Origin of the sequence: Streptomyces sp. NPDC058872, assembly GCF_042743065.1 — a bacterium.
GTDB lineage: Bacteria > Actinomycetota > Actinomycetes > Streptomycetales > Streptomycetaceae > Streptomyces.
This window is the reverse complement of sequence record NZ_JBHYMK010000030.1, coordinates 36844-61256: the sequence shown is the minus strand read 5'-3', so window position 1 is coordinate 61256 and position 24413 is coordinate 36844. Positions and strand designations below refer to the sequence as shown.

At 72.1% G+C, this 24413-nt stretch carries 26 protein-coding genes; 9 read left to right on the top strand and 17 right to left on the bottom strand.

Annotated elements, in window-relative coordinates; genetic code table 11:
* Positions 1 to 4: 4 nt before the first annotated feature.
* Positions 5 to 430 (bottom strand): PPOX class F420-dependent oxidoreductase, encoded by a 426-nt coding sequence (locus ACFW22_RS20280; RefSeq protein WP_386406383.1) that lies wholly within the window; start codon positions 428 to 430, stop codon positions 5 to 7.
* A 163-nt stretch (positions 431 to 593) separates the two neighbouring features.
* On the opposite strand from ACFW22_RS20280, the gene ACFW22_RS20275 reads away from it, so the two are divergent.
* From ACFW22_RS20275 to ACFW22_RS20265, 3 genes are all read left to right on the top strand, one after another.
* On the top strand, positions 594 to 1007 hold the full coding sequence (locus tag ACFW22_RS20275; RefSeq protein ID WP_386406380.1) for a roadblock/LC7 domain-containing protein: 414 nt from the start codon (positions 594 to 596) through the stop codon (positions 1005 to 1007).
* A gap of 480 nt (positions 1008 to 1487) precedes the next feature.
* Positions 1488 to 1865 carry a hypothetical protein gene (locus tag ACFW22_RS20270; RefSeq protein ID WP_386406377.1) on the top strand — a complete coding sequence of 126 codons (378 nt, stop codon included), beginning with the start codon at positions 1488 to 1490 and terminating at the stop codon, positions 1863 to 1865.
* Between the two features lie 189 nt (positions 1866 to 2054).
* The gene (locus ACFW22_RS20265) at positions 2055 to 2840 is read left to right on the top strand and encodes a polysaccharide deacetylase family protein (protein WP_386406374.1); all 786 of its coding nucleotides are present in this window, start codon (positions 2055 to 2057) and stop codon (positions 2838 to 2840) included.
* A gap of 308 nt (positions 2841 to 3148) precedes the next feature.
* Here ACFW22_RS20265 and ACFW22_RS20260 read toward each other — a convergent pair whose 3' ends face one another.
* From ACFW22_RS20260 to ACFW22_RS20235, 6 genes are all read right to left on the bottom strand, one after another.
* On the bottom strand, positions 3149 to 4336 hold the full coding sequence (locus ACFW22_RS20260; RefSeq protein WP_386406371.1) for a globin domain-containing protein: 1188 nt from the start codon (positions 4334 to 4336) through the stop codon (positions 3149 to 3151).
* An 81-nt stretch (positions 4337 to 4417) separates the two neighbouring features.
* The gene (locus tag ACFW22_RS20255) at positions 4418 to 4867 is read right to left on the bottom strand and encodes an RrF2 family transcriptional regulator (protein WP_386406368.1); all 450 of its coding nucleotides are present in this window, start codon (positions 4865 to 4867) and stop codon (positions 4418 to 4420) included.
* A gap of 36 nt (positions 4868 to 4903) precedes the next feature.
* Positions 4904 to 5590 (bottom strand): hypothetical protein, encoded by a 687-nt coding sequence (locus ACFW22_RS20250; protein WP_386406365.1) that lies wholly within the window; start codon positions 5588 to 5590, stop codon positions 4904 to 4906.
* 287 nt (positions 5591 to 5877) lie between these two features.
* The gene (locus tag ACFW22_RS20245) at positions 5878 to 6270 is read right to left on the bottom strand and encodes an SHOCT domain-containing protein (protein ID WP_386406362.1); all 393 of its coding nucleotides are present in this window, start codon (positions 6268 to 6270) and stop codon (positions 5878 to 5880) included.
* A 155-nt stretch (positions 6271 to 6425) separates the two neighbouring features.
* Entirely contained in the window at positions 6426 to 6875 is a 450-nt protein-coding gene (locus tag ACFW22_RS20240; RefSeq protein WP_386406359.1) for a peroxiredoxin, read from the bottom strand.
* A 104-nt stretch (positions 6876 to 6979) separates the two neighbouring features.
* Complete coding sequence (locus ACFW22_RS20235) at positions 6980 to 7570, bottom strand: PadR family transcriptional regulator (protein ID WP_386406356.1); 591 nt, start codon at positions 7568 to 7570, stop codon at positions 6980 to 6982.
* A 158-nt stretch (positions 7571 to 7728) separates the two neighbouring features.
* Here ACFW22_RS20235 and ACFW22_RS20230 point away from each other — a divergent pair, with 158 nt between their 5' ends.
* Positions 7729 to 8214 (top strand): SRPBCC family protein, encoded by a 486-nt coding sequence (locus ACFW22_RS20230; RefSeq protein ID WP_386406353.1) that lies wholly within the window; start codon positions 7729 to 7731, stop codon positions 8212 to 8214.
* Positions 8215 to 8461: 247 nt separating this feature from the next.
* The gene (locus ACFW22_RS20225; RefSeq protein ID WP_386406350.1) at positions 8462 to 9808 is read left to right on the top strand and encodes an Ig-like domain-containing protein; all 1347 of its coding nucleotides are present in this window, start codon (positions 8462 to 8464) and stop codon (positions 9806 to 9808) included.
* A 64-nt stretch (positions 9809 to 9872) separates the two neighbouring features.
* Here the strand turns inward: ACFW22_RS20225 and ACFW22_RS20220 are convergent, their stop codons facing one another.
* The 4 genes from ACFW22_RS20220 to ACFW22_RS20205 all read right to left on the bottom strand — a co-directional run bounded on the left by ACFW22_RS20220 (position 9873) and on the right by ACFW22_RS20205 (position 13943).
* Complete coding sequence (locus ACFW22_RS20220; protein ID WP_386406347.1) at positions 9873 to 10688, bottom strand: ABC transporter permease; 816 nt, start codon at positions 10686 to 10688, stop codon at positions 9873 to 9875.
* Positions 10689 to 10710: 22 nt separating this feature from the next.
* Positions 10711 to 11634, bottom strand: a complete 924-nt coding sequence (locus tag ACFW22_RS20215; protein ID WP_386406344.1) for an ABC transporter permease — start codon at positions 11632 to 11634, stop codon at positions 10711 to 10713.
* A gap of 10 nt (positions 11635 to 11644) precedes the next feature.
* Complete coding sequence (locus ACFW22_RS20210) at positions 11645 to 12844, bottom strand: ABC transporter substrate-binding protein (RefSeq protein WP_386406341.1); 1200 nt, start codon at positions 12842 to 12844, stop codon at positions 11645 to 11647.
* A gap of 61 nt (positions 12845 to 12905) precedes the next feature.
* On the bottom strand, positions 12906 to 13943 hold the full coding sequence (locus ACFW22_RS20205; RefSeq protein WP_386406338.1) for an ABC transporter ATP-binding protein: 1038 nt from the start codon (positions 13941 to 13943) through the stop codon (positions 12906 to 12908).
* Positions 13944 to 14074: 131 nt separating this feature from the next.
* On the opposite strand from ACFW22_RS20205, the gene ACFW22_RS20200 reads away from it, so the two are divergent.
* The 3 genes from ACFW22_RS20200 to ACFW22_RS20190 all read left to right on the top strand — a co-directional run bounded on the left by ACFW22_RS20200 (position 14075) and on the right by ACFW22_RS20190 (position 17266).
* Positions 14075 to 14914: a FadR/GntR family transcriptional regulator gene (locus ACFW22_RS20200; protein WP_386406335.1), complete on the top strand. Its 840-nt coding sequence runs from the start codon at positions 14075 to 14077 to the stop codon at positions 14912 to 14914.
* On the top strand, positions 14877 to 15713 hold the full coding sequence (locus ACFW22_RS20195) for a cache domain-containing protein (RefSeq protein WP_386406332.1): 837 nt from the start codon (positions 14877 to 14879) through the stop codon (positions 15711 to 15713). The genes ACFW22_RS20200 and ACFW22_RS20195 overlap by 38 nt, the downstream gene beginning before the upstream one ends.
* Before the next feature lie 152 nt (positions 15714 to 15865).
* A complete protein-coding gene (locus ACFW22_RS20190; RefSeq protein WP_386406329.1) occupies positions 15866 to 17266 on the top strand; it encodes a VanZ family protein in 1401 nt (466 codons plus the stop codon).
* 73 nt (positions 17267 to 17339) lie between these two features.
* Here the strand turns inward: ACFW22_RS20190 and ACFW22_RS20185 are convergent, their stop codons facing one another.
* The 3 genes from ACFW22_RS20185 to ACFW22_RS20175 form a co-directional block, all read right to left on the bottom strand.
* Positions 17340 to 17963 (bottom strand): TOPRIM nucleotidyl transferase/hydrolase domain-containing protein, encoded by a 624-nt coding sequence (locus tag ACFW22_RS20185; protein WP_386406326.1) that lies wholly within the window; start codon positions 17961 to 17963, stop codon positions 17340 to 17342.
* A 73-nt stretch (positions 17964 to 18036) separates the two neighbouring features.
* Positions 18037 to 18354, bottom strand: coding sequence for a cupin (locus ACFW22_RS20180; RefSeq protein WP_386406436.1), 318 nt, complete (start codon positions 18352 to 18354; stop codon positions 18037 to 18039).
* On the bottom strand, positions 18354 to 19616 hold the full coding sequence (locus ACFW22_RS20175) for an MFS transporter (protein ID WP_386406323.1): 1263 nt from the start codon (positions 19614 to 19616) through the stop codon (positions 18354 to 18356). The genes ACFW22_RS20180 and ACFW22_RS20175 overlap by 1 nt, the downstream gene beginning before the upstream one ends.
* A gap of 127 nt (positions 19617 to 19743) precedes the next feature.
* On the opposite strand from ACFW22_RS20175, the gene ACFW22_RS20170 reads away from it, so the two are divergent.
* Entirely contained in the window at positions 19744 to 20643 is a 900-nt protein-coding gene (locus tag ACFW22_RS20170) for a LysR family transcriptional regulator (protein WP_386406320.1), read from the top strand.
* Positions 20644 to 20662: 19 nt separating this feature from the next.
* Here ACFW22_RS20170 and ACFW22_RS20165 read toward each other — a convergent pair whose 3' ends face one another.
* The 3 genes from ACFW22_RS20165 to ACFW22_RS20155 form a co-directional block, all read right to left on the bottom strand.
* Positions 20663 to 21958, bottom strand: coding sequence for an amidohydrolase (locus ACFW22_RS20165; RefSeq protein ID WP_386406317.1), 1296 nt, complete (start codon positions 21956 to 21958; stop codon positions 20663 to 20665).
* Positions 21959 to 22070: 112 nt separating this feature from the next.
* Positions 22071 to 23726, bottom strand: a complete 1656-nt coding sequence (locus ACFW22_RS20160; RefSeq protein ID WP_386406314.1) for an acyl-CoA dehydrogenase family protein — start codon at positions 23724 to 23726, stop codon at positions 22071 to 22073.
* Complete coding sequence (locus tag ACFW22_RS20155; RefSeq protein WP_386406311.1) at positions 23710 to 24327, bottom strand: TetR family transcriptional regulator; 618 nt, start codon at positions 24325 to 24327, stop codon at positions 23710 to 23712. Before ACFW22_RS20155 ends, ACFW22_RS20160 begins: the two co-directional genes overlap by 17 nt.
* Positions 24328 to 24413: the final 86 nt, after the last annotated feature.

The window sequence follows — 24413 nt, the reverse complement described above, 5'->3', positions numbered from 1 at the left end:
GGGCTCAGTCGGAAACGCCGGCCTCGGCGACCACCTTCTCGATCCTCACCCGGACGAGCAGTTCGCCCGGGACCGCGTTGCGCTCCCCGAACTCCTCCGCCCGGTCCCGTCCCATGTACCGACCGCCGATGCGCGTCGCCCAGTAGCGCAACTGATCCGGTTCCTCGCTGAGTTCGGCACGACCGCTGAGTGACGCGAAGGCGAACGGCGGGGTGTCGTCGTCCACGCACAGGGACACCCGGCCGTCACGCGCGAGGTTGCGGCCCTTGACCGTGCCCCTCCCCGTGTTGAACACGAAGTCGTCGCCGTCGAGCAGGAACCAGATCGGCACGACGTGCGGGCTGCCGTCCTCCCGGACGGTCGCCAGCTTGCCCGTACGGGTCCCTTCGGACACGAAGGCCCGCCACTGATCCTCTGTCATCCTCGCCATGTCCCCATAGTGCGGCACGCGCGGGTGCGGCGCAGTGCTTGCCCTGCTCACGACAGTGCGTAAGGCTTGCGGCGATATGCGGACCACGACGGTACGGACCACGGGGCCTTGCGGACCACTCGGGTCCGCCCACGGGGGCGTTCCGGCTAGGGGGAGGAAACTGATGGCGTTGGACAAGGGACTGGACTGGCTCCTGGACGACCTGACCCAGCGGGTCGGGTACATACGGCACGCGCTGGTGCTGTCGAACGACGGTTTGGTGACGGGCGCGAGCAGCGGGCTCGTGCGGGAGGACGCCGAACACCTGGCAGCGGTCTCCTCCGGCCTGCACAGCCTGGCCCGGGGCTCCGGGCGACACTTCCGGGCGGGGCGGGCGCGGCAGACGATGGTGGAGTTCGACGACGCCCTGCTCTTCGTGACGGCGGCGGGCGAAGGCAGTTGCCTGTGCGTGCTGAGCGCGGCGGAGGCGGACATCGGGCAGGTGGCGTACGAGATGACGCTGCTGGTCAACCGGGTCGGTGAGCACCTCGGTGTTGCGGCGCGGCAGCCCGGCTTCCCGGAGGGCGGCGCCCTCTGACGGGATGCCGTGTCCGGCTGCCCGCGAGCGATTGCCCGTACGGGGCGGGCAATTCGTCACCCCGGGGCGTTTTCCCCTGGGGGTTCCAGGGATTCACGGGTTCGGAGGAACGGGAACGCAGGGTGCGGCGGCCGGTGCGGGGCCGGCCGGAGGCCGGGCTGCAGCGCCACTCCAGCGGGTCGTGCAGGAGCGGGGCCGGAGGTTCCTGGCTGTCGCTCCGGCCCGATGAGGCTCGGACAGGGCCGGCAAGGGGACAGGGCCGGCGAGGGGGCGTCACGCTCCGCCTCGACCGGCTCCTCGGTCCTTGCCCTGGCGGGCGGCCTCCGGGCACCGGCGGGGCGCTGCGTCCCCGAAGGCCGCCGAGCGCGGCCGGCGGGCCTCGCGGTGCGGCTTCTCCGGAGGGATGCTGGAGTCGTGGTGCGACGAGCGGCCGGTGCGAGGGGTGCGTGGCGCCACGAGTGACCGGCGGGCCGCGAGGAGATGAGCGACGTGTACGACTTGCACATCGACACCGACGTCACCGTGCAGCTCAGCGACTGCTGTCAGGAGGACGCCCGGGCCGTGTTCGAGCTTCTCGACCGCGTCTACCAGCTGGAGGACGTGGAAACGCCGAGTCCGCAGGGTGCCGCGGGACCGGCCACCACCGTCTGGACCGCCACGTTCGACACCGCCGCCGGACGGCGCGAAGAGGTGGGCCCCACCTCCTTGTCCGACATGGTGGGGGCAACCCTCACCGGTGGCTACCGTGCCGTCGACGAGGTCGAGAAGGTGCTGGCCACGGGCTTCGACATCCGGTCCCTGCAGGCCGTCTCCGGTGACCAGGAGACAGAGGCCCGGCTGTTGCTGGCCTCCCGCTGAGAGGAACGCAAGGACGCTCCGGGTGACGCGGACGGGCGTTGCCCGGGGTTCTCCCGTGTCCGTGGAGCGTCGACCCACCCCGCCGAGGACCCCGCTATACACCGTGTGTAGAGTTCTTTCGATCATGTCTGCCGCCCTGACCAGCGGCAACGACCACATCGAAGGCATTACGGGGAAAGCGGGTCCACCATGTTCCGATTCAGGCCCGGCCGACGCAGGGCCACGACCAGGGCCCTGCTGGCCACGGCATCGCTGGCGTTGGCATTGGGGGCTTGTGGAGTCGATACGGTCACCCCTCAGGACGCCCGGCGGGAAGCCGGGACGGACGACAAGAGGGGGGCCGTGCCCCGCCGTGTCGACTGCGCGAAGGTCAAGTGCATAGCCCTGACCTTCGACGCCGGCCCCGGCAAGGACACCCCTCGACTCCTCGACGTTCTCAAGGAGAAGCAGGTTCCGGCCACCTTCTTCCTGCTCGGCCGGAAACACGTCGACCGTTACCCGGAGGTCGTCAAGCGGATGGCCGGCGAGGGGCACGAGATCGCCAACCACACCTGGACGCACGAGATCCTGACCGACCTCGACGAGCCGGAGATCCGGGACCAGCTGCTGAGGACACAAGACGCCATAGAGGCGATCACCGGTCGCAAGCCCACCCTCATGCGCCCGCCGCAGGGGCGCACCGACGACAAGGTGTCGGAGGTGAGCCGAGAGCTGGGGCTGGCCCAGGTCCTGTGGAGCGTCACGGCGAAGGACTACTCCACCACCGACTCGGAGCTGATCAGGCAGCGCGTCCTCGACGGCGCGCACCGGGACGCCATCATCCTGCTCCACGACATATACGACGGGACCGTGCCGGCCGTGCCCCCGATCATCGACGAGCTCAAGCGCAGGGGCTTCACCTTCGTGACGGTGCCCGAACTCCTCGCCCCGGGAGAGGCCCGGCCCGGCGCCGTCTATCGCCCTCAGAAGGGCTGACGGGGGCGGGAGAAATCGGGTGAGGTGACTCACATCGCCCGGTGGGGATTTCTCGGAACATTCAAGAAAGGTTTACCGTTCTACCTATGTGACGGCAAAGGGGTCCGGTCCCCAAGGTCCCCCCCCAGCGGCGACCGCCCTTTCCTCGTCACGGCTAGCGGCCCCGGTTGGAATCCCCCGTCCAACCGGGGCTCTGTCGTTCCGGCGCTTCCCTCCGATCGGGGAGCGGGGCGTCGCCGGGGGCTCCGGCACCGTCCCGTCGTCGTCATGCGAACGGCGACGGGCGGCGCGGGGGAGAGGGGGGCCGTTCAGTTCTCGGTGCCCAGCCACAGGTCCGGGCCGAACACCTCGTAGTGGATGTCGGCTGCGGCGGTGCCCCGGTCGAGCAGGTCGCTGCGCACCGCCCTCAGGAAGGGGAGCGGCCCGCACAGGTACGCGGTGGCGCCGGCCGGCAGCTCGACGGCCGTGACGTCGGCGCGTCCCGGGCGGGCGCCGGAGTCGCCCGGCTCCTCGTACCAGAGGTGCAGCGTTGCCTGCGGCAGCGCGTCCACGAGGCGCTGCAACTCCTGGGCGTGTGCGTGCGAGGCGGGGGAGCGGTCGGCGTGTACGACGACGACCCGTCGGCTCGACCCGGTGGCGGCGAGGTGATGGAGCATGGACAGCATCGGGGTGTTGCCGATTCCGGCCGAGGCGAGTAGGAGGGGCTTCTCGTCCTCGGGCAGGACCAGGTCGCCGAACGGGGCCGAGACCTCCACCGCGTCCCCGGTGCGGGCGTGGGAGTGCAGCCACGAGGAGACCTCGCCCGCCGGGTCGCCGTCGACCCGCTTCACCGTGATCCGCCACTGCGGGTGCTCGGGAGCGGAGGACAGGCTGTACTGGCGGATCTGTCGGGCGCCGTCCGGCAGTGCGACCCGGACGCTCACGTACTGGCCCGGTCGGAACGGAACCGTGGGCGTTCCGTCGGCGTGCCGCAGGACGAAGGAGGCCGTGTCGGCCGTTTCGTCGCGGCGCTCGGCGATTTCCATGGCCCGCCAGACCTGCCCCTCGGCGACCCCCGCCTCCTGGTAGAGCCGGGCTTCTACGGCGATGAGGGCGTTGGCCATCAACCAGTACACCTCGTCCCAGGCGCGTGCGACCTCCGGGGTCACCGCGTCGCCGAGGACCTCCACGATCGCGGCGAAGAGGTGCTCGTGCACGGTCTTGTACTGCTCGGAGGTGACGCCGAGCGAGGCGTGCTTGTGCGCGATCCGGGACAGCATGGCGTCGGGGCGACCGTCCGGGTTCTCCAGCAGGGCGACGGCGAAGGCGGCTATGGAGCCGGCGAGGGCCTTCCGCTGCTCGCCGTTGGCCTGGTTGCCCCGGTTGAACACGTCGCGCAGGAGCTCGGGGTGGGCGGCGAAGAGACGTCCGTAGAAGCGCTCGGTGATCTCGTCGAGGGCTCCGCCGACGGCGGGCAGCGTGGCGCGGACGATCGGCACGGAACGGTCGGACAGCATGGGGACTCCAATGTGGTAAGTGATCTACGTATTTAAAGGTAGGGGTGTGCCCCCTCGGGGGAGGGGGTGTCGGGGGGACGGTCAGGTCGATGCGGAGGGGCGTGGGGTGAGGGTGAGGAGCAGTGGGCCGGTCGGTGGAGCGACGAGTTCCGCCACGGTCAGCGGGTCGAGCGCGCGGTAGAAGGCCTCCTGCGCCTCGCGCAGCGCTCCGCGCAGCCGGCATGCGCTGCGGAGTGGGCACGGTGGATCGCCCTCGCAGGCGACGACCTCCTCCTCGCCCTCCAGGGTCCTGGTGAGCCAGCCCACCGAAGAGCGTCGTCCCAGCTCCGTGAGGGTCAGTCCGCCGCCGCGTCCACGGCGCGCCTCCACCACGCCGAGGTGCTGGAGTCGGGTGACCACCTTCGCCATGTGGGCGTAGGGCACGTCCATCGACTCCGCCACCTCTCGGGTGGTGACGGATTCCTCCGGTGCGGTGACCGCCAGGCGCATCACGGCACGGAGCGCCAGGTCGGTGAACTTCGTCAGCCTCACGGTCTGACCGTATCAAAGAGGTATCTCAGGTTCGCATTAGGGGGGTGCTTCTTTGCGTGGCGTCCGCGCCCGACGCCGCCACAGCCACCAGCCACCCGTGCACAGACAACTCGTGGTCAGCACGATCCCGGCCACGGGCCAGCGTCCGCCGGCGATCCGGGTGTCCGTGAGGACGATCACGAGCAAGGCGATGGCGGGCAGCAGGAGCGAACCGAGCGCTCGCAGGGCGGCGAGGGTCATGGCGGGGTCGACCCGGACGCTGCGCGGGGAGCGCAGGTCGGGCGTGCCGACGTAGAAGAGGGTGGCCCGGTCGATCAGCTGGTTCGTGGCGCGGTCGTACGAAACCGCCATGTAGGGCAACCAGACGAGCGGGGCCACCAGGCCGAGCAGGAAGACGGCGGTGACCAGTGCCCACTGGCCGATCCGGCTCCAGAGGCCGACGCGTTCTTCGGAGGGGGTCACGAGCCCGAGCAGCCGCGCCATGCGCATCACCAGGTCCCGGAACGTCGCGAAGCGCCCCCGCCCGCGCTGCCCCCGGGGCTCGTGCGAATCGGTGCCGAGGGCGGCCAGGGCCGTCGTGGTGTCTTCGTACACCCCTTGGAGGACGAGGAGCTCGGCTGCCCGTTCGGGTCGAGTGGCGTCCCGTCCCTCGACGGCGGCGAGTTCGAGGACCGTCCGCGCCTGGGAGAGCAGGGCACCGCAGAAGGCGAAGGGGATGAGCACCAGGTAGGGGCCGCCGACGAAGGCGCCTTCCGTGGCGACCCGTCGGCGTCCGTGCTTGAGGACGAGCGTCCGGAGGGCCGCCGTGTCGGCGCCGGGGTGAGAAGCGCGGAGGCTTTCGACCGCTGCTCCGGCCCGGGGGCCGAAGTGTCGCAGGGCGAAGGAGGCGAGCGCCTCGGGGAGCCTCTCGGGGGCGGCCGCGACCTCCCTCAGCAGTGATCTGGTGAGTTCCGGATCCGGCTCGTCCCCCTCGGTGCGGGCGGCTGCCGTCGCCCGTCGCTTCCGGAGCCTCAGGAGAGGACCTTCGCCTTGGCCTTCTCGAACTCCTCGCCCGTGATGGCGCCCTTCTCCTTGAGGTCGGCCAGGCGGGCCAGTTCATCGGTGGCGCTGCCGCCCTGTGGCCCTGCGGCCTTGCGGATGTACTCCTGGAACGCGGCCTCGCCCTCCTTGGCGCGCTTGGCGTCCCGCTGCCCCATGCTCTTGCCGCGGGCGATGACGTAGACCAGCACCCCGAGGTACGGGAGCACGATGCAGAAGATCAGCCAGCCGGCCTTGCCCCAGCCGCCGAGCGAGTCGTCCCGGAAGATGTCGGTGATCACCTTGAACAGCAGGAACAGCCACATGATCCAGATGAAGAACCACAGCATGGTCCAGAAGAGGTTGAGGAGGGGGTAGTCGTCCATTCCTGCACGCTCCGTTCCTGTGCAGGCCGGGAGGGGCCTGGCGTTGCAGCGAGTGTCGCCCAGCCTCCGTGCTTCCGCACGTCGTGACGCCCCGCGTGCGGAGCGGGCGCCTCCGTGTTCGCATGGAGCTTCCGGCCGTCCCCGCCGCGCCGTGATCAGGCGCGGCGCAGCGAAGCCAGCGCCCGATCCGCGTGGGCGCTCATCCGCAGCTCGCTGCGGACCACTTCCCGGATGCGCCGGTCCTGATCGATGACGAAGGTGACCCGCTTCGTCGGGGCGAGCGAGAAGCCGCGGGTGACGCCGAACCGCTCGCGCACGGCCCCGTCCGTGTCGGACAGCAGGGGGTAGCCGAGCGAGTGCCGCTCGGCGAAGGCCTGCTGCCGCTCCACGCCGTCGGAGCTGATGCCGACGGGCAGGGCCCCGACGGCCCGGAACTCGACCGCGAGGTCACGGAAGTGGCATGCCTCGGCCGTACAACCCGGGGTGAGGGCCGCAGGGTAGAAGAAGAGGACGACCGGGCCTTCCGTGAGCAGGTCGCTCAGCGAACGGGGGGTGCCCGTCTCGTCCGGGAGGCTGAAGTCCTCGACGAGGTCACCGACGTTCATCCGGGGCCGTCCTTCGTCCGTTGGCGTGGAGCCATCGCTGCCCGCGGCGGCCGACCGGTGACGTTACCGCAGAGTAGGGTGACCGTCACGCCTTCGGCCGCCGGTCACGGTTGGTGCACGGCCTCCACGGCCGGATTCCCCGCGGCGCAGCGCAGGTCGAGCACGGCGAGGGCCCGCTCGCCCCACCGCAGGTTCTCCTCTTCGAAGAACCGTCCGCGCATCAGGGTGAGGTACGGCCCCACCCGCTCCGCCTCTCCGAGGTAGGTCTCCTCGTCCCGGCCGTCGAGCATCCGCTCCCGCATCCGGTCGTAGCGGGCCAGCTTCGCCCGTGCCGTCTCCATCCGCTGGGCCACGAACGCGCGGACGGCAGCGGTGTCGCCCTCGTCGCACGCCTGTACCTGGACCATCAACTCGTCGCGGACGGCGCTCGGGCGCGGTGGCGTGGCCGTGTAGACGGCGAGGTCCCGTCTGCCCGACTCGGTGATGCTGAACACGCGTTTGTTGGGACGCCGTTCCTGCTCCACCACGCGGGCCGTGATCAGGCCGGCCTCGGCGAGCCGGTCCAGTTCGCGGTAGAGCTGCTGCGGAGTGGCGGCCCAGAAGTTGGCGACGGACACGTCGAAGATCTTGGCCAGGTCGTATCCGGAGGCCTCGCCCTCCAGGAGAGCTGCGAGGACGGCGTGCTTGAGGGACATTGGGACACGCTAGCAGCACGTTGAATAGTTTCTCCCGCACCTATTCAACCCACAGGGCACCCGTGGCTGGACGGGGTCCTTCGCTGGCAGGTCGGTCCGGCCCCTGCCTAGGCTGGAGAGGGCAGGCCGCGGGGGCAGCAAATGCGAGGGGCAGTGCGATGGACAGCGACGCGTTCGTCTACACCAGCTACATCCGGACCACCCCCGACGAACTCTGGCAGGCGCTCACCGAACCGGAGCTCACCCGCCGCTACTGGGGCGTGGCGTTCGAGACGACGTGGGTTCCGGGCGCATCCATGGTCTGGGACGAGGGGGGCCGGAGGACCGTCGATCCCGAGCAGGTCGTGCTGGAGGCCCGCCCCGGCCGTCTGCTCTCGTACACCTGGCACACCTTCACCCCCGAATGGGCGGAAGCCGTCCGCCTCGACGGCGATGCGTACGAGCACCTCGCCCGACAGCGACGGTCCCGGGTGACCTTCGTGATCGAGCCGTCCGGTGACATGGTCAAGTTGACGGTGACCCATGGCGCCCTGGGCTCTGACGGCATCATCAGGGAGCTGATCGGAGAGGGATGGCCTGCGTTGATCTCCAGCCTGAAGTCCCTCCTGGAGACCGGCGAGGAGCTCCCGGAGCCGGCCCGCTGAGCTGCGGCCCCGGTTCGTCCGAGGCCGGTCGGACCCGGTCCTGCCCACCGGCCCCGATCGGTCGGGCCCGCCCGCCGGCCGGTGGGCGGACCCGGGCCCCGTGTCCGCTGATCCATTCGAGTCGTATCGCCCGCACTCCAGGACGCCACGCCAGTCCCTTGATCATCTTTTTCTCTTCTTGTCCGCTTTGATGCTGTGGTCGGCCACAGCCGCCGACGCCACCGCAGGCACGGAGAGGGAGTCCGACGTGTCGTCACGCCGATACGCAAAGCGGGGCGGGGTGCTCTTCCTCGCCGTCGGGGTGGTCCTGGCCGGCACGGCCGCCCGGTCACCAGGCCCCGAGTCCGTGCGGGAGGCGGCGGTTGCCGCCCGTGGGAACTCCCGTGCCGTCGTTACGGTGTACGGGTGCGCCGTCGGCGGCGCCCCGTGCACCGCGCCGCCCCGCTCCTTCGTGTTCGACGGCGGACGGGCCTTCGCCGGGCGGCCGTTCGCGCTCGACCCGAAGGCCTCGGGGCCCGTGGAACTCGCGCTCCGCACACCGGGCGTGCTCGGCGACGTCGACGTCACGGACCAGCGGGGGCGCCGGATCGCCGGAACCCGCAGTGCGGACGGCGTCCGGTGGACGAGCAGGGCCCCGCTGCCGGCGGGCGGACGGTACGCCGCCCGGCTGGTGATCGAGGGGGCGAACGGCCCCCAGCGGGCCCGTCTGGACCTCCGCACCGGGCCGCTGCCCGCCGGAGAGCGACTCACCGTCGCCTTCGGGCCCGAGGGCGGCGGCACGTACGGCGTGGGCCGTCCCGTCACGGCCGAGCTCAGCCGGCCCGTACCGGCGGACGATCCGGACGCGCGCCGTGCCGTGGAGCGTGCCCTGGTGGTGCGGACCTCGCCCCGGGTCGAGGGCGCCTGGCACTGGGTCGGTCCCACCACCCTCCACTACCGCCCCCGGACCTACTGGCCCGCCCGCGCCACGGTCCGGGTGCACAGCGGCCTCGACGGAGCACGCATCGGCGACGGCCTCTACGGCGGACCCTCGCGCCCCCTCGTCTTCACCACCGGAGCACGGATCGAAGCCGTCACCGACGTCGCCGCGCACGAGATGACCGTCCGCCGTGACGGAAGGCTCCTGCGCACCATCAGGGTCACCACCGGCAAGGCCGGCTACCGCACGCGGGGCGGCATCAAGGTGGTCCTCGGCAAGGAACCCCTCGTCCGCATGCGCGGCGACTCCATCGGCATCGCCCGGGGCAGCAAGGACTACTACGACCTCAAGGTCCGTTGGGCCACTCGGGTCACCTGGAGCGGGGAGTACCTCCATGCCGCACCGTGGTCGCTCGACGCCCAGGGCAGCGTGGACGTCAGCCACGGTTGCACGGGCATGAGCACCGAAGACGCCGCCTGGCTCTTCCGCACCGTGCGCGAGGGGGACCTCGTGCGGGTGGTCAACGGGTACGGACAGCCCATGGCGCCGTTCGGCAACGGTTTCGGCGACTGGAACCTCAGCTGGCCGGAGTGGCTCCGCGGCAGCGCCCTGGCCGCGGCCCCCGCCGTGCTTCCGGCCGACTCCGCCGCGGGTGCCCTGGCCCCGACGCTCTGAGGGGCGCCTCGGGACGGCGCGGAGGCGGTGTGGGGACGGCCGTGCGATCACTCCCCGGCGTTCCTCACGTCCGCCCGCCGCCCGGAGCGTCCGAGGACAGTCGCTGGGCCGCGTAGATCGGCACCACCGAGAGCAGGACGAGCGCCGCCGCCACCACGCTGACCACCGGGGCCTGCTGAGGACGGGTCATGTTGTTGAAGATCCACACGGGCAGGGTCTGCACCCCCGGACCCGCCGTGAACGTCGTCACCACGATCTCGTCGAAGGAGAGCGCGAAGGCGAGCAGTCCGCCCGCGAGCAGCGCCGAGCGCAGCAAGGGGAAGGTGACGTCCCAGAAGACCCGGAAGGTGTGCGCTCCCAGGTCCATCGCGGCTTCCTCGTACGAGCCGGGCAGACGGCGCAGCCGCGCCACCACGTTGTTGAAGACGACGACGATGCAGAAGGTGGCGTGACCCACGACCACCGTGAACATCCCGAGTTCCACCCCGAGGGGCTGCAGGACCGTGCCGAAGGCCGAGTTGAGGGCGATGCCCGTGACGATGCCCGGCAGCGCGATGGGCAGCACCACCGCGAAGGACACGGCCTCCCGTCCGAAGAAGGAGTGCCGCTGCACGGCGAAGGCGATCAGCGTGCCGAGCACCAGGGCGACCGCCGTCGCCGCGAGGCCCGCCCGGAGCGAGGTCGACAGCGCGGCCCGGGCGCCCTCGTTGTCCCAGGCGGCCGCCCACCAGCCGAGCGTCAGACCGGGCGGCGGCCAGCTTGCCGAGCGGTCCGGATTGAGCGAGCCCAGCAGGACGAGCAGCAGCGGTAGGTAGATCACCGCGAAGCCCAGGCCGGCGGCGGTGCGCAGTGCGATCCGCGCGGGACGGGAGAGGTTCATCGATCGCGGTCCTTCCGGCCGGTCACAGGCTGCGCAGCGCGCCGGAACGCCGCACCGCGAGCAGGTACACCACGATGACGGCGACCGGCACGGTGCCGAGCGCGGCGGCGAGCGGCAGGTTCAGGGTGACGTGGGAGTAGATGAGGTTGCCGATCAGTTGGGTCTTGCCGCCGACGATCTGCACCGTGATGTAGTCGCCGAGGCTCAGGGAGAAGGTGAAGACCGACCCGGCGGCCACCGCCGGCCACACCAGCGGCAGCACCACGGAGACGAAGGTCCGCCCGCTGCGCGCCCCGAGGTCCGCCGAGGCGTGCAGCAGGCTGTCCGGGAGTTGCGCGAGCGCGGTGTGGATCGGCAACGTCATGTACGGAAGCCAGAGGTACGTGAGGACGAGCACCGTTGCGGTGAGCCCGTACCCCGGCCCGCTCAGACCGAGCGGTCGCAGCGCCCAGTCCAGCGGGCCGCCCTCGGAGAGGATCAGCCGCCATGCGTACACCTTCACGAGGTAACCGGCCCACAGCGGCATGAGCATCGCCACCACGAAGAACGGCCGGCGGCGCGGGGGTGCCACGCGTGCCGTGTAGAAGGCCAGGGGGAAGGCGATGAGGGCGCAGAGCACGGTCACCGCGAGGGCGACGCCGATGGTGCGCAGGGCGACCGTCCGGTAGACCGGTGAACCGATCAGTTCCTCGAAGTTCTGCGAGGTCCAGATCCGCACGACCTCCGAGGTGAAGGCGTCGGTCGACCAGAAGGCGGACAGGAACAGGGCGGCGAGCGAGCCGAGGTAGGCGATGACCAGCCAGAGCAGGGGGGCGGTGAGGAGGGCCGCGAGCCGCAGTCGGGGCCGCCGGTGCAGGGCACCGGCGAGCCGCCGTGCGGGACCGGGGCCCCGTGGGGCGGCCCGCCCGGCGGGCTCGGGGGAGAGCCCGGGGGAAAGTGCTGTCATGGCGCCGGGGTCAGCCCTTGATCTCGGTCCAGGCCTGGACCCACGTGGCGTACGGCACGCAGCGTGCGTCCGTCCGGCCGTCCAGGCACTGCTCGATGGGAGTGGTCCAGAAGTGCACCTGCTTCCAGTACTCCTCGTCGGTGGCGTGGAAGGTGGTGCAGTGCGCCTGGTCCGCTGTCTCCGCGCAGGACTTCGCGTTGGCCGGTGCTTCGCCGAAGTACTCGGCCACCTGGGCATTGGTCTTCGGCGAGACGATCCAGTCGAGCCACTTGTAGGCGCAGGTGGGGTGCTTGGCCTTGGCCGACACCATCCAGGTGTCGGACCAGCCGGTGGCCCCCTCCTTCGGCAGCACCGCTTCCACCTTGGCGCCCTCGGCCTTCGCCAGGTTGGCGATGACCTGCCAGCTGGTGCCGACGACCGAGTCGCCGCTCTTGAAGGCGGAGATCTCCTTGAGGTAATCGCTCCAGTACTCGCCGATGTGTGCGTTCTGCTCCTTCAGCAGGGCGACGGAGGCGTCGAACTGCTTCTGGTCGAGCGCGTACGGGTTCTCGATGCCTAGCTCCGGCTTGGTCGCCTTGAGGTACAGGGCGGCGTCCGCGAGGTAGATGGGCGAGTCGTAGGCGGTGACCCTGCCGTCGTGGGCCGAAGCCCCCTCGAAGACGGCGGACCAGGAGTCGGGAGCCGGCTTCACCTTTTCCGTGTCGTACATCAGGAGGTTGGCGCCGCGGCCGTGCGGGATGCCGTAGGCGACGCCGTTGACGGAGTTCCACTCCTTGTTCTTGAGTCCCGCGAAGACGTCGGCGTAGTTCGGTACCAGGGAGGTGTTCACGGGAGCGGCGTCACCGGAGGCGATCAGGCGCAAGGACGCGTCGCCGGAGGCGGAAACGGCGTCGTAGGCGCCGGTCTTCATCAAGGCGACCATTTCGTCGGAGGTCGCGGCGGTCCTCGCGTTGACCCGACAGCCGGTCTGCTCCTCGAAGGCGCTCACCCAGTCGACCTCCGGGTCGTTGGAGCCGTCCTCGACGTATCCGGCCCAGGCGATCAGGTTGACCTCGCCCTCGGCCTCACCGAGCGCGGTCGGCGCCTTCAGTGCGGGCGGGTTCAGGCCGCCCGGCTTGCCGGAACCGGCCGGGGTGGTCGAGCCGCAGGCGGTGACGAGGAGCAGCCCGGCGACGGCGGCTGCGGTCAGGAGGGGGCGGTGCGGGTGCACGTGGTTCTCCGTTGCGTGAGGGGACGGGGCCTGAAGGGGGTGCGGGGACGGAGCGTGTCCGTCACGGGGCGTCCGGGACGGGCACGGCGTGGCCGGGGTGCCACTGGAGGCCGATCCGGGCGCCGCGGAAGGAGGCGAGGTCGGCGGAGGAGGTCTCCAGGTTCTGTTGGAGGGCGGTGAGCCGGCCGCCCACGTCGAGGTCCACCAGGAAGCGCGTGGAGTCGCCGAGGTAGATGACCTCCGCGACCGTTCCGGTGACGGAGGCGTGCCCGGGGGTGCCCGGGGCGGCGTGGTCGGTGAGGACCCGGATCTTCTCCGGTCGGATGCTGTAGGTGCCCGGCGCTCCGACCACCCGCCGGGCGGCGTCCCCGCTGAGGAGGTTGGAGGTGCCGACGAAGCCGGCGACGAAGGAGGTCGCGGGACGCTCGTAGATCTCGGCGGGGGTGGCGACCTGCTCGATCCGTCCCCGGTGGAAGACGGCGATGCGATCGCTCATGGTGAGGGCCTCCTCCTGGTCGTGGGTGACGAACACGAAGGTGATGCCGACTTCCCGCTGGATCTCCTTGAGTTCGACCTGCATCCGCTCGCGGAGTTTGAGGTCGAGCGCCCCGAGGGGTTCGTCGAGCAGCAGGACGCGGGGGCGGCCCACGAGCGCGCGGGCCAGGGCGACCCGCTGGCGCTGTCCGCCGGAGAGTTCGGCGGGGCGGCGTCGACCGAGGCCGTCGAGGCCGACCCGTGCGAGCGCTGCCCGGGCCCGCACGAGCCGCTCGGCGCGGGGCACCCCGCGCACCTTGAGGCCGTAGGCGACGTTCTGTTCGACGGTCATGTGGGGGAAGAGCGCGTAGTCCTGGAAGACGGTGTGGACGTCCCGTTCGAAGGGGGCGAGTCGGGTGACGTCCTGGCCGGCCAGCTCGACGGTGCCGGCACTGGGCGCCTCGAAGCCGGCGATCATCCGCAGCACGGTCGTCTTGCCGGAGCCGGAGGGGCCGAGCATCGAGAAGAACTCGCCGTCCGCGATCTCCAGGTCCACCCCGGCCACGGCCTCGGTCGCGCCGTAGGCCTTGCGCAGTCCCGTCAGCCGGATCGCCATTCCCTCCATGAGCGGGAACCTTTCTGGTGTGGTGGAGCGTTGCTCGGGCGTGAACGCAAACCTATGAAGTCATAGTTCAAATCTCAAGACCCCCTTAAGGTAAAGCCTGAGTCAACGCTCGACGCGCGAGGTGGTTAACCGTGAGACCGAACGGCAGGTCGGAGGACCGCGACGGTGCCGGGGCGGGTGCGGCCCGCCGGGCCGTCTTCGCGCCCGTCGACACTCGGGCCCGGGTGGACGCGGTCGTCCGTCGCATCGGCGACGCGATCGAGCTCGGACTCCTCGCCGACGGGGAGCAGTTGCCCGGCGAGACCGAACTCGCCGGACAACTCGGCGTCTCCACCGTCACCCTGCGCGAAGCCCTGATGGCCCTTCGTCAACAGGGCCTCGTGACCACCCGCAGGGGCCGTGGCGGCGGCAGTTTCGTCACCCTGCCCGACGCTCCCCCGGAGGAGCGGCTGCGCGCCCGCCTCGCGGACTGGTCCACCGAGGAACTGCGCGACCTCGGCGACCACTGGGCCGCCGTCTCCGGAGCCGCCGCCCTGCTCGCAGCCCGCCGCACCCAACCCGGAGACCTGCGCCCCCTCGCCCGAACGGTCGACGCGCTCGCCGCCGCCGGCGACCCCGCGACCCGCAGTCGGCTCTACGGCCGCTTCCACGTCGAACTGGCCGCCGCCGCCCAGTCCGCCCGCCTCACCCGCGAGGAGGTCGCCCTCCAGACGGACCTGGGCGCGCTCCTCTGCCTCGTGCTCGACGAGCCCGACCATCTCGACGACGTGGCGGATCGTCATCGCGCCGTGATCTCGGCCGTGCAGGATGAGGCCGACGAGCGGGCCAGAACGCTCGCCGAGACGTGCGTACGGGAGTCAGTGGGGCGGCTGATCGCGCTGCGCCTCGGGGCTCCCGACCGCACGAACGAGCCTCGTCCCGAGGAGGACACGCATGGGCAGGAGCACCGGGCTCGCGGGGGTCGCCGCTGACGCCGGGCGCGCGGGCGCGACGCCGGCACACCGGACGCCGGACGGGACTCCGGGCGGGACGCCGGACCCGGTCGACGCGGTGATCGCCCGCGTCCGGGACGCCCTGGAGGAGGTGTTCACCGCCGTCGCCGAGACCGTCGCCGACACCGGCGCCCTGCTGTCCGAGGCGTTCGGGGCGGACCGGGAGCCCGCCGTCGCGGACCTGGAGGCCCTGCGCCCCGGTTTGCACGACCGCCTCGCGGACCACCCACTGGTGTCGGGCGTGGGCTTCGTCGCGGCGCCCGACCTGCTCGCCGACGCACCGGGTTGGCTGGAGTGGTGGCAGCGCGGTCCCGGCGGAGCCGTACGGCCGCTCCTCCTCGACCTCGACCCGGAGCACTCCGCCTACTCCGACTACACGCACTGGGAGTGGTACACCCTGCCCCGCGAGACCGGACGCCGGGCCGTCGCCGGCCCGTACGTGGACTACCTCTGCTCCGACGAGTACAGCCTCACCCTCTCCGCGCCGGTCACCCTCGCCGGCCGGTTCGTGGGCGTGGCCGCAGCCGACGTCTACCTGCGCCACTTCGAGGCGGCCGTGCTGCCCTTGCTCCAGCGGCTGCCCGGCCCCGCCCGGCTCGTCAACGCACGGGGACGGGTCGCCGCCTCCACCGACCCGTCCCACCTCGCCGGATCCCTCACCAAGGGCCCCGACGTCGCTTCCGTCCTGGTCGGTCCGCCGGTCGAACGCCGTGCCGCCGGCCTGCGCCTGCTGCCGTGCGGCGGTACGCCACTGGTCCTCGTCACGAGCGATGACTGAACCCGGCAGCGCCCCCGCTCCACCGCACGGCCCCGGAGGGAACGGAGCGGAGGACGGGGGCAGGTGCTGAAACCGTTCGGCAAGGAGGTCCCGTCTCTGTGACGGGGCCTTCCGGCCTCTTTCCTTTCCCGAGGCCCACGAAGAACGGATCCATGTTCACCGCGATCTTCCAGCACCACTACGACTACCTCGCCGTCTGCGCCCTCGTCGCCCTGGCCCTCGCGGCGGCGTCCTGGTGGGCGGCCCGACGCATCGGAAACCCCCACGCAAGGTGGTGGGCGGGACTCGCCGCCACCCTCACCGCCCTCTTGGGCGTCACCTTCATGAGGAGCGCCGCCGCCAACGGTCAGTGCGTCGTCAACCACGACCTCGCCGAACCGTTCCGCACCACCCAGGGCCTGTGGAACCTCGCCGTGACGGTGCCCCTCGGCCTCTTCGCCCTGCTGGCCTTACGACGTCCCCTGCCCGCCCTCGTCGTGATCGTGTCGCTCCCGCCGGCCATCGAGTTCACCCAGGGAACCGTGGACGGACTGGGGAGGATGTGCGACAGCGCGGACGTCGAGATGAACGTCCTCGGAGGACTCGCGGGCGCCGTCCTCGCCGGCCTGGCCCTCACCGCCCGGGGGCGCCTCGACTGGCGCGCCGGGGCGAAGGGGGCACTGATCGCGTCGGCGGTGCTCCTGCTGCTCGGTGCGGGGGCGGCGCATGCGGCGCTGTCCTTCACCCACCTGGACGGCACGGGGCTCTCGCCCGCCGACACCGCGCAGCGCGAGGCGGTCGAGGACGCGGTGCGGGAGGCGCTCGGCGATGGCTACGTCCTGGGGAAGGCGTACGAGCAGCCGTGCATGGGGGCGTCGTGCGAGAACGTCATCTTCCACCTCGCGGACAAGGGCGGGGCCCGGCCGGACGCCTTCGGCACCGGGGTCCTCTCCTGGCCGGACCGCAAGCGCCTCAGGATCGAACTCCATGACGGAAGCCCCGCAGTCGCAGAGACCGTCCCGCTCCCCGGAGCGAAGGCGCCCGTGAGCGGGAAGGCGGCCTACGAGGTCGCCCGGTCGTACATGGACGTCCACTACCCCTGGGCACGGGAGGCCACGGCCCATGAGACGCACCCCCTGGGAGGGGCTGCGGAGTCGGGTTGGATGACCCGCTGGTCCTGGACGCACGGAGGGGTCCAGATGCCCAGGAGGCTCGACGTGCGCGTCGACGCTGCGGGGAGGCTCTTCCAGGTCGACGTGGACCTCGGTCCCGCGCGGCTCGAACTGCGCAAGGGGGAGATCGGCGCGGCGGGGGCCGAGCGGGCCGTACGGAAGCTGTTCGAGGACCGCTTCGGAGGGAGGGGAGTTCCGGAGGACCAGCCGCTCAGGGCGCTCGCCCTCCAGGCCGTGCAGAGGGAAGGCGAGTGGCGCGCGGAGTGGCTCGTGGACGTCTCCGTCGACGGCGGGGAGGGCCGGGCCGCTCCCCCCGCTCCGAACGATGCGGACCTGCTGTGGGTGGACTCCGCGTCCGGACGGGTGTACGAGAGCTTCTTCGGTGCGGCGGGGAGCCGCTGACGGGAGCCGGGGCGGGGGCGGGAGTCGCGGCGGAAATCGGTCCCCGCCGGCCTGGGCGGGAGCCCCGGGCCGCTCAGAGGCTCGCCAGGAGGCCGTCGAGCGGTGCCGGCGCCCGATCCGTGCCGAGGGCCTCCACCAGCAAGGTGCCGTAGCGGATCTTGCGTCCCTTCTTCGTGCCGAGGAAGCGCCTCATCCGCTGGTCGGGGGCGCGTCCGTGCTGGGCGGGCTGGTTCAGGAAGGTCCGCCAGGCGCGCAGGTCCCCCTCCGCCCGGATGACCTCCTCGACCCGCTCGGGCCCCAACGCGCGGATGAGCTCGTCCTCCAGGTCCGCCACGCAGACGAAGAACTCCTGCCGCAGCACTCCGGCCCGTCGAAGACCGCGCTCGTAGAAGGGCTGCTCGCGGGCGTCGCACAGTCCGGTGATGCGGAGGCCGAGACCGGGCGGTCCGAGCAGGGCGGCGTAGCGGGCGACGTTCATCGCCCCGTCCATCGACACCAGGCACGCGCCGTCCGCGACGAGGTCCCGGCCGTGCCGCGCCGCCAGCGTCTCGACGGCCGCGACGTCGCTCGGTCCTTCCAGGAGCACCACCGTCCGGAGCCCCAGCCCCGAGGCCAGTTCCCCCGCCGTCTCGCCGTCGGAACCACCGGCCGCCCAACGGCCCAACTCGTCACGGAACGCCTTCGTCTCCACCGTCATGGAGCGAGTCTGCACGTCCGGACTCCGTTGCCGCACCGCATATTCGCCGGTGCGGCCGGTCCCCGGACCCGGTTCAGTCGTTCACGGCCGTCAGGAGCACCACCGCGTCCTCCAGGGCCGTGAGGCCGTGCCGCTCCTTCGGGATCATCCGCAAGGTGCCCGCCCGCAACTCCTCCGCCCACCCGGCCGCCGTCAGGTTCACGCGCCCGCGCAACACCTGGAGGCTCGCGGCCGGGGGCGCGTTGTGCTCGTCCAGGGACGTGCCCGAGGCCAGGGCGATGACGGTCTGCCGCAGCACCCCGTCGTGCACCACCAGATGGGCGCTGCGCCCGTGCGGGGCCGTACGGGCCGTGGCCAGGTGCTCGTCGGCGAGGGCGGTGAGGTCCAACATCATGACTCTCCCTGCGGTGTGCGCGGGCGGATACCCCCAGCCTCGCCCGTGACGTGCCGGACGCAACTCGGGACCGTCGGTCGCGCGGCCGTCACCACCACGAGGCCGACGGCGCTGCAGGCCCCTGCGGCCAGCAGCGCGGCCGTCCAGCCGTGCGCTGCGTACAACCAGGTTCCGAGGAGGGAGCCGAGCGCCCCGCCGCCGAAGGTGGCGAGCATGAAGACCGTGTTGACCCGGGCCGCCACCTCCCGGCCGATCCCGAAGACCCGCGCCTGACTTGCGATCTGGGACGAGCTGACCCCCACCACCAGCAAGTTCGCGGCGGCCACCAGGGCCGCGGGGGAGTGCGGACCGAGCCCCGCCACCACGAGGCCGAGCCCTGCGCACACCAGACCCCCGGCGTTCACCGCGGAAGGCCCGAACCGGTCGGCGAGCGGTCCCGCCGCGGCCGAGAGCAGCGCCGCGGGCAGCGTCAGCACCCCGAAGAGACCCGTGGCTCCCGGGCCGTAGCCGAGCGGAGGCGCCGCCAGGTGGAAGGCCAGCACGGCCCAGAAGACGCTGAACGCGGCGAACGCGCAGGCCCCGAGTGCTGCCGAGATCCGCAGCTCGCGGTGGACCGCGAGGAGTCGGGGAAGTCCCGCCAGCAACCCGGCGTACGAGGACTGCCGTCGTGCTCCCAGTCGCTCCGGAAGCCGCCGGGGCAGCACGAGGAGCAGCGCTGCCGTCGCCACGGCCGCCACCCCGTAGGCGCCCCGCCAACTGCCGCTCGCATCGGCCACGGTGCCCGAAACCGTGCGGGAGAGGGTCGAGCCCAGGGTCAGGCCCAGCCCCACCAGACCCACGACCCGGCCCCGCCGTTCGGGACCCGCGAGCACCGCCGCCACCGGGGTGAGGACCTGGGGCAGCACCGTCGTCGTCGAGAGCGCGAGCGTGGCGAGCGTGAGCGTGACCAGGTCGGGCGCCGTGGCGGCGACGAGCAGGGCCGCACTGGTCAGGGCGAGCAGCACCGAAGCGAGGCGGCGCAGCCGTGCGGCGTCGGCGAGCGGCACGAGCAACAGGATGCCGAGTGCGTAGCCGAGCTGTGCGGTCGAGGCGACGAGCCCCGCCGTCCGCTCCGAAACGTCGAGACCGCGTGCCACGGCGGCGAGCAGCGGCTGCGGGAAGTAGATGTTGGCGACGGTGACGGCGCCCGCGACGGCGAACAGGAGGACGTTCGCGGACCGGGCGGGGGCGGGGGCATGGGCAAGGGGACGGGGGACCACGGGGGCCTTTCCGCAGGGGGAGGGGGCGCCTCCAGGCTCCTTGCCGTGACCTGCACGGATCAAGATGACATCATGAAACCGGCGTTGAGCCGTGCTCAACGATCAAGGATCATCAAGGGGGGAACCGGTGCTGGAGCGTTACGAGCTGGAAGCCTTCCTCACCCTTGCCGAAGAACTCCACTTCGGCCGGACCGCGGAGTGCCTCGGCGTCTCCACCGGCCGGATCAGCCAGACCGTCAAGAAGCTGGAGCGACGCGTCGGCACCCCGCTCTTCGCGCGCACCAGTCGCAGCGTCCGCCTCACCCCCGTCGGTCGCGCCCTGTACGAGGACCTCCTGCCGGCCCACCGGGCCCTGTGCGCAGCACTCGAACGCGCCGTCGCCGCCGGACGCGGCGTCCACGGCACCGTGTGCGCCGGATTCGCCACCCCCTGGGGCGGAGAACTGCTCACCGCTGCCGCGGACGCCCTGGTCGCACGGCACCCCGGCTGTGAGGTCACCGTCCGCGAGGTTCCCCTCGACGGTGGGTTCGCCGCCCTCCGGAACGGGACCCTGGACGTCCAGTACGCGGCCTTTCCCGTCCGGGAGCCGGAACTCGTCGCCGGTCCCGTCGTCGCCACCGACGCACGGGTCCTCCTCCTGCCCGCCGGCCACCCCTTGGCGGGACGCACCTCGCTCGGTCAGGAAGACCTCGCGGGCCTCGACCTCATCGCCCCCGGCGGTTCCGTGCCGCGCCACTGGGTCGACCACCACTATCCCCGCCGCACCCCGGCCGGAGCCGTGATCGGGCGGGGGCCCGCCGCCGCCACCTGGCAGGAGGTCCTGTCCCATGTGACTGCCGGCCGCGGTGCATCCCCCGGGGCGGCCCGCGGAGCCCGGTACCACCCGCGCCCGGGCATCGCCTACGTCCCGCTGCACGACGCTCCACCGCTTGAGTACGGCTTGGTCTGGTCCGAGACCGCCGATTCCGCCCTGCTCCGGGAATTCGTGGCAGCGGTCGGCGATGCGGCGCGGACGAGCGGGGCGTGACCTCCCCGGAGGGGACCGGCTACTCCGTGCTCCGGGGCAGCAGGGAGCCCGCCAGGTGGTCGTGGGCCACGTGCGCGTGGAGCCGGACGCCCGTGACGAGGGTGTCGTCGTCCGCGTAGAAGTGCGGGTTGTGGTTGGGGGCCAGCCCGCGCCCGCCCTCGACGGGCACCGGCCGGCCCGAAGGGTCCAGGGCGGCGTCCTGGACCCCGAGCATCACGTACAGGCCGCCGAACCGGCCCACCAGCTCCGAGACGTCGTCGTACCCGAGCGTCGCGCCCGTCTCCACCACGCGTTCCGCGCCGACGACCCGGCGGAAGGTCGGCAGGCCGGCTTCCACCCACGGCCCGCTGTTGTGCACCGGCGGTACGGACTGCAGGTGCTCCACCGAGGCCGTCGCACCGTACGCCGCCGCGGAATGCTCGACCAGTGTCGTCAGACGGCGCTGGACCTCGACCATGTCGGACTCCACGGCGCACCGGATCGTGCCCCACAGCGTCACCGTCTCGCCGATGATGTTGAAGCGCCCGACGTCCTCGATGTGACCGATCGTCACCGTGACCGGGTCGAAGGCCGAGACCTGCCGGTACAGCTGGCCGATGCCGGTGAGGACCGCACCGACCGCCGGCATCGGGTCGATGCCCTCCCAGGGCGTCGAGCCGTGCACCTGCCGGCCCGACACGACGATGCGGATCAGGCTGGACGCGCCGTACTGGTTGCCGATCCGGTACCCCAGGTACCCCTTCGGGTACGGCGTGACGTGCATCCCGAAGGCCATCGTCGGCACCGGGTCGGCGAAGGCGCCCGCCTCGACCATGGCCCGCGCACCTCCCGCCTCCGTCACCGGCGGCCCCTCCTCGGCGGGCTGGAAGACGAAGAGGACCGTGCCGGGGAGTCGGTCGCGGACCCCCGCCAACACCGTGGCCGCGCCCATCAGCATCGCCGTGTGGCAGTCGTGCCCGCAGGCGTGCGAGACGGGGAACGGACCGCCCGGATAGTCCGCGTCGACCGCTTCCGAGGCGAAGTCCGTCCCACAGAGGTCCCGCACCGGAAGCGCGTCCGTGTCCGCCCGCAGGGCGACGACCCGGTCACCCGGCAGCCCGCCGCGCAGGACGCCCACGACCCCGTGCCCCGCGATGCCCGTGCGGACCTCGTCCACGCCCAGCGCGCGCAGGTGGTCGGCGGCCAGGCGTGCCGTGTGCACCTCCCGGTTGGACAGTTCCGGGTGCCGGTGCAGATGGCGTCGCCAGGCCACCACCCGGTCCGCCTCCTTCGCCGCCCGGTCGTCCAGCTCCTCGTGGATCGCGTCCCTGCCCAACGGGGTCTCCTTCTCCCTCGGACTCTCGATCGGACCGCCACGCAGCTTCCCACCCCGGGCCCGCCCGCGTCCGTGTCCACGGGCGGGACACCCGGCTTTGCGGCCGTTCCGGTTACCCCGGGTCGACCCCGTCCGGGCCGCTCCTCGCGATGACGGCTGCGGTGTCCACGCCCGCGGGGAGCGTGCCGAAGGCGAGGCCCCGGTCGCCGTCGAGGCGGGAGGCGCAGAAGGCGTCGGCGATCGCCGGGTGCCCGTGCCGCACCAACAGCGACCCTTGGAAGACCAGGGCGAGCCGTTCCACCAACCGCCGCGCGCCGTACGCCGCCGCAGCCGGGTCACCGAGCCCTGCGAGGTCCTTGCGCAGGTCCGCGACCGCCGCGTCCAGGCGCCGGTCGGCCCCCGCGGACCGGTCGACCTCGGCGAAGTACGCCTCCACGGCCTGCGGCTGACGGGCCATCGCCCGCAACACGTCGAGCGCGGCGACGTTTCCCGAGCCCTCCCAGATGGAGGGCAAGGGGGACTCCCGGTACAGCCGCGGGAGCCCCGAGTCCTCCACGTAGCCGTTGCCGCCCAGGCATTCCAGGGCTTCCGCGGCGTGGGCCGGGGCCCGCTTGCACACCCAGTACTTGGTGACCGCCAGCCCGAGCCGCCGCAGTTGATCCTCCTCCGCATCGCCGCGGGCCGCCCGGTCCACCGCCCCGGCCAGTCGGAGCGCCGCGACGGTGGCGGCCTCCGACTCCACCGCGAGGTCCGCGAGGACGTTGCGCATCAGCGGCTGCTCCACCAGCCGCGCCCCGAAGGCTTCGCGGTGGGTCGCGTGGTGCACCGCTTGCACGAGCCCGAGGCGCATCCCGGACGCCGAACTGATGGCGCAGTCGAGGCGCGTCATGTTGACCATCCGGATGATGGTGGCCACCCCGCGCCCCTCCTCTCCGACCAACCGGCCGAGGGCGCCTTCGTACTCGATCTCGGAGGAGGCGTTCGACCGGTTGCCCAACTTGTCCTTGAGGCGCTGGAGGCGGATCGGGTTGCGACTGCCGTCGGGCAGCACCCGGGGCACCAGGAAGCAGGACAGGCCCCCGGGGGCTTGCGCCAGGGTGAGGAAGACGTCCGACATGGGCGCCGAGGTGAACCACTTGTGGCCGGTCAGCGCGTACAGGCTGGGCTCGCCGGTCGGGACCGCCCGGGTGGTGTTCGCCCGGACGTCCGAACCGCCCTGCTTCTCCGTCATCGACATGCCGGCGATGAGCCCGCGCTTCTCCGTCGGCACCCGTAGTCCGAAGTCGTACGACGAAGAGGTGAGCAGCGGCTCGTACGTCTCGGCCAGCTCGGGCTGGACCCGCAGTGCGGGCACCGCCGCGTACGTCATGGAGATCGGACACAGGTGTCCCGCGTCCGCCTGGCCCCACACGAACACCTTGGCCGCGCGCGCCACGTGCGCGCCCGGCCGGTCGTCGCGCCACGGAGCTCCGTGCAGCCCGTGCCGCACGGCCACGTCCATCAACGCGTGCCAGTGCGGATGGAACTCGACTTCGTCGATCCGGTGCCCGTACCGGTCGTGGGTGTGCAGCACGGGGGAGTGGCGCTCGGCGAGCCGACCCCATTCCCGGGCCTCCTCGCCCCCCGCCCGGACCCCGAGCCCCCGGACCTCGGCCTCGGCCCAGCCGGCGCCCTCCCGGCGCAGCGCCTCCAACAGCGCGGGGTCGGCGGAGACGTCGTAACCGGTCAGCGGTGGTGCCTGATTGGTGACCTCATGCGTGGGCGGCATCCGGAACTCCCAGTGCTCGGAGGGTGAAGGTGACGAGTGCGGGTACGGTCTCGGGGCCGACGGCCCCCTCCGCCAGTGGCCCGACCAGCGCTTCGGCGCCCGCGCCGACCAGCGCAGAGGCGGTCAGGACCGGGTCCTGGGGCGGCAGCTCGCCGGAGCGCACGCCTTCCTGGACCTGCGCTGCGAAGACGTCGCGGAACGTGCGCCGGAAGACGAGCCGTTCCGCGTCCACGGCGGGGTCGACCGGTTCGGCGAGCAGGGCGTAGGCCAGGCGGGGCGACTTCAGGGCGCGTTGGGCGAAGGTTTCCACCACCGCGACCACCCGTTCGGCCGCCGTGTCGCGCCCGGGGCGTCCGGCTGCTGCGGAGACGGCTTCGACTTCCCGCCCCACCACGGTCCTGAACAGCTCGACGGCGAGCTCGGCCTTGCTCGGGAAGTGCCGGTACACGCTGCCCGTGGCCATGTCGGCGCGTGCGGCGACAGCGGCCATGGTGCAGCCCGCGTACCCCTGTTCGGCGAGCAGGGCGAGGGCCGCGTCGACGACCGAGGCGCGCTGGGCGTCGAGCCGGGCCTGGACGGCGGGGGTGCGTCGGTACGGCATGGAAGAAGTGAAGCAGTGATTCATTGCTTCATCAAGGAATCGGACGGAGGTTCTCGCCCCCGAAAGTCGGGCGCCTCCCCGTGCAC

Coding starts and splice junctions, on each gene's coding strand:
- ACFW22_RS20155 (WP_386406311.1), bottom strand. CDS start 24,327: ATGCCGTACCGACGCACCCCCGCCGTCCAGGCCCGGCTCGACGCCCAG.
- ACFW22_RS20270 (WP_386406377.1), top strand. CDS start 1,488: ATGAGCGACGTGTACGACTTGCACATCGACACCGACGTCACCGTGCAG.
- ACFW22_RS20230 (WP_386406353.1), top strand. CDS start 7,729: ATGGACAGCGACGCGTTCGTCTACACCAGCTACATCCGGACCACCCCC.
- ACFW22_RS20190 (WP_386406329.1), top strand. CDS start 15,866: ATGTTCACCGCGATCTTCCAGCACCACTACGACTACCTCGCCGTCTGC.
- ACFW22_RS20280 (WP_386406383.1), bottom strand. CDS start 430: ATGGCGAGGATGACAGAGGATCAGTGGCGGGCCTTCGTGTCCGAAGGG.
- ACFW22_RS20240 (WP_386406359.1), bottom strand. CDS start 6,875: ATGAACGTCGGTGACCTCGTCGAGGACTTCAGCCTCCCGGACGAGACG.
- ACFW22_RS20245 (WP_386406362.1), bottom strand. CDS start 6,270: ATGGACGACTACCCCCTCCTCAACCTCTTCTGGACCATGCTGTGGTTC.
- ACFW22_RS20185 (WP_386406326.1), bottom strand. CDS start 17,963: ATGACGGTGGAGACGAAGGCGTTCCGTGACGAGTTGGGCCGTTGGGCG.
- ACFW22_RS20220 (WP_386406347.1), bottom strand. CDS start 10,688: ATGAACCTCTCCCGTCCCGCGCGGATCGCACTGCGCACCGCCGCCGGC.
- ACFW22_RS20265 (WP_386406374.1), top strand. CDS start 2,055: ATGTTCCGATTCAGGCCCGGCCGACGCAGGGCCACGACCAGGGCCCTG.
- ACFW22_RS20235 (WP_386406356.1), bottom strand. CDS start 7,570: ATGTCCCTCAAGCACGCCGTCCTCGCAGCTCTCCTGGAGGGCGAGGCC.
- ACFW22_RS20275 (WP_386406380.1), top strand. CDS start 594: ATGGCGTTGGACAAGGGACTGGACTGGCTCCTGGACGACCTGACCCAG.
- ACFW22_RS20205 (WP_386406338.1), bottom strand. CDS start 13,943: ATGGAGGGAATGGCGATCCGGCTGACGGGACTGCGCAAGGCCTACGGC.
- ACFW22_RS20180 (WP_386406436.1), bottom strand. CDS start 18,354: ATGTTGGACCTCACCGCCCTCGCCGACGAGCACCTGGCCACGGCCCGT.
- ACFW22_RS20195 (WP_386406332.1), top strand. CDS start 14,877: ATGGGCAGGAGCACCGGGCTCGCGGGGGTCGCCGCTGACGCCGGGCGC.
- ACFW22_RS20215 (WP_386406344.1), bottom strand. CDS start 11,634: ATGACAGCACTTTCCCCCGGGCTCTCCCCCGAGCCCGCCGGGCGGGCC.
- ACFW22_RS20260 (WP_386406371.1), bottom strand. CDS start 4,336: ATGCTGTCCGACCGTTCCGTGCCGATCGTCCGCGCCACGCTGCCCGCC.
- ACFW22_RS20160 (WP_386406314.1), bottom strand. CDS start 23,726: ATGCCGCCCACGCATGAGGTCACCAATCAGGCACCACCGCTGACCGGT.